The organism is Pirellulales bacterium (assembly GCA_036490175.1).
GTDB lineage: Bacteria > Planctomycetota > Planctomycetia > Pirellulales > JACPPG01 > JACPPG01.
The window spans coordinates 1-2,454 of the sequence record DASXEJ010000117.1 but is presented as its reverse complement, the minus strand read 5'-3'; the positions used below and the strand labels follow the sequence as shown (position 1 = coordinate 2,454).

At 61.2% G+C, this 2,454-nt stretch carries 2 protein-coding genes; one reads left to right on the top strand and one right to left on the bottom strand.

The annotated features are described in order from the left end of the window. The first annotated feature begins 472 nt into the window (after positions 1 to 472). Positions 473 to 949: a ferritin-like domain-containing protein gene (locus VGG64_08395; GenBank protein ID HEY1599606.1), complete on the top strand. Its 477-nt coding sequence runs from the start codon at positions 473 to 475 to the stop codon at positions 947 to 949. A gap of 53 nt (positions 950 to 1,002) precedes the next feature. On the opposite strand, the gene VGG64_08390 is transcribed toward VGG64_08395, so the two are convergent. Then, a partial coding sequence (locus VGG64_08390) for an amino acid permease (GenBank protein HEY1599605.1) occupies positions 1,003 to 2,454 on the bottom strand: 1,452 nt, incomplete at its 5' end.

Sequence of the window (2,454 nt, the reverse complement as noted above, 5' to 3'; positions counted from 1 at the left end):
CTTGAGGATTGGGCCATCACCGATCGAAAGCACGCGACCCTCGCGCGGCTTAGTGCGGGCTCCCTCCGGCAGGACGATGCCGCCGCCCGTCTTCTCCTCAGCCTTCAGACGTCGCACCACGATATGCGGGCCGAGGGGGATGATTCGCATGTGCCTGGAGAACTCCGCTGAGTGATGGGCTTGTCAGCCCGAAAAGTACCTCTTGGCCAGCGGCCCGAGGCACCCCGACAGTTCGTCAATTTTCGCACGCTCAGATGCACTTCGCAAGTGAACGGTTGTGCTCGACGTTGTCACGGGCGGCCATGTGTTTTTGCCGCGCATGCCGGAGGTAGCGGTGGGGTAGGGCGCCCGCGGCGCCGTCACCGGCCAGACCGTCACAAGTCGCACGCTCGCCACAAGGTTGTGAGTTGGCCCGGCAATTGCTTAAATGACCGTCGCAACCGACCAAACATCTGGCCAAGGAGAGAATATCGTGACCGACAAACACACCACGCATTCCGATGCGGGCATTAGCCGGAAGCAACTAATCGATTTGCTGAATGAAGATCTTGCCCGTGAATACCAGGCGATTATCGCCTACGTGAATTACAGCCAGGTGCTCAAGGGTGCCGCGTACATGAATATCGCCAAAGAACTCGAGGTGCATGCCGGTGAAGAGCTGGCCCACGCTCTGGCGATTGCCAAACAAATCGACTATTTGGGCGGCATGCCGACGGTCGCGCCGAAGCCGGTCAAAACGTCAGACAAGGCCGAGGACATGCTCCGCTTCGACTTGCAAAATGAGTTGGACACGATCGCCAATTACAGGCAGCGCGTGCGGCAGTGCGAAGCATTGGGAGAGTATGCCTTATGCGAAGTAATTCGCGAGATTCTGGTCCAAGAGCAAGAACACGCCATCGATTTGGCAACCGCGCTAGGCATCGACGTTCCTGAGGCACCGAAGATTTAGCCCGGCCGCCACGGCGCTGCGCGTTTCGCAAGCGCGGGCCAGCCGAGTATCAATCATTGGTCGCGTGGCTTGGCTACCAGTGCCAGTATGGCGCCCGGGGCCATGAGCCCGGCGGCCCACAACGCGGCCCACGAGCGTACTTCGATGGCATGCATGACCCCGGCATAAACGATCGCAGCCGAACCGCTGCAAAACAACAGTGGAAGCAGCGGGTACCCTGGCACGCGAAAAGGCCGTGGCTGCGCAGGCTCGCGCCGGCGCAGCACCAACAGCGACAGCCCTGCAAGCAATAAAAAAAACCAGAACACCGGCGTCGTGAAGTCGATCAGGCGTTGGAAGCCGCCCCCTTCGGGGCCGCCCGTGAAGACTCCGAAGCCCACGACGGCCAACAATGTGGTGCCGGCCTGGATCAATAGCGACCACGCTGGCGTCCCAAAGCGCAGACTCCAGCGACCGACAAGAGCAAAAAGGGGGTGATCCCGTCCCATCGCAAAATAGATCCGCGCGCCGGTAAAGATCATTCCATTAATGGCCCCCAGGGTCGAAATGCAGATCAATAGCGCGATGCCCCGCCGCCCCCAGTCGCCCAGCCCAAGCGAAGCCACATCGGCCGCCACGGCATGGCTGGCGGCCACGCCCTGCAGCCCAAGCGCATGTAGAAACGCGAGGTTGACGCTCACATAAACCGTGACGACGGCGGCGACGCCCAGCAGCAACGCCCGCACGATATTTCGCTGCGGATCTCGCACTTCGGCCGCGACGTAGGCCAGGTCGTTCCAACCGCCGTAGGTAAAGACGATCAAGATCAGCGCAAGCCCCAGGTTGCCTTGATCGTTGGCGGCAGCAGCCGGCGCCGTCTGTTCTGCCGGCAGCGTGCAGGTCAATCCCACGCCCACCACGATCGCCAGCCCGAGCAGCTTTGCGGTCGTGAGCACGTTTTGAGTCCATTTTCCTTCACGCACACCCAGGATGTTGATCAGACTGATGATGGTCACTGATCCGGCGGCGTAGACCGTGAACGACTGGGCACCGAGCGGCCACAACTGCGTGGCGTAGCGGCCAAAGACGTATGCCATGGCGCCGATCGAACCGGGCCGGATGACCCACAACTGGGCCCAGGCGAACATGAATCCCGTGCCGCGGCCAAAAGCCCGCGTCAGGTAGACGTAGTCGCCACCATCGGCCGGATACGCGGTGGCCAGTTCTGCGTAACATAACGAGCCGACGAGCGCAAATAGGCCCCCTAGCAGCCACCCTGTAATCAACCAGGGCGCGGCAGAGACGTTGGCCGCGATCACCGGCGTCGTCTCGTACAGGCCCGAACCGATAATGATCCCCACGATCATCGATGTTGTGTCAATCAGCGACAGCCGCCGCTCGGGGGCGGCGACTTGGGACCCAACGTCGGCGGATATTTCGGAATGATGCGTCGACACGTCCCGATGGTATTCTCTGAATAAAAAGTGGGGACTAAGCGGGCGGCATTGTAGCATGGAGACGCCACG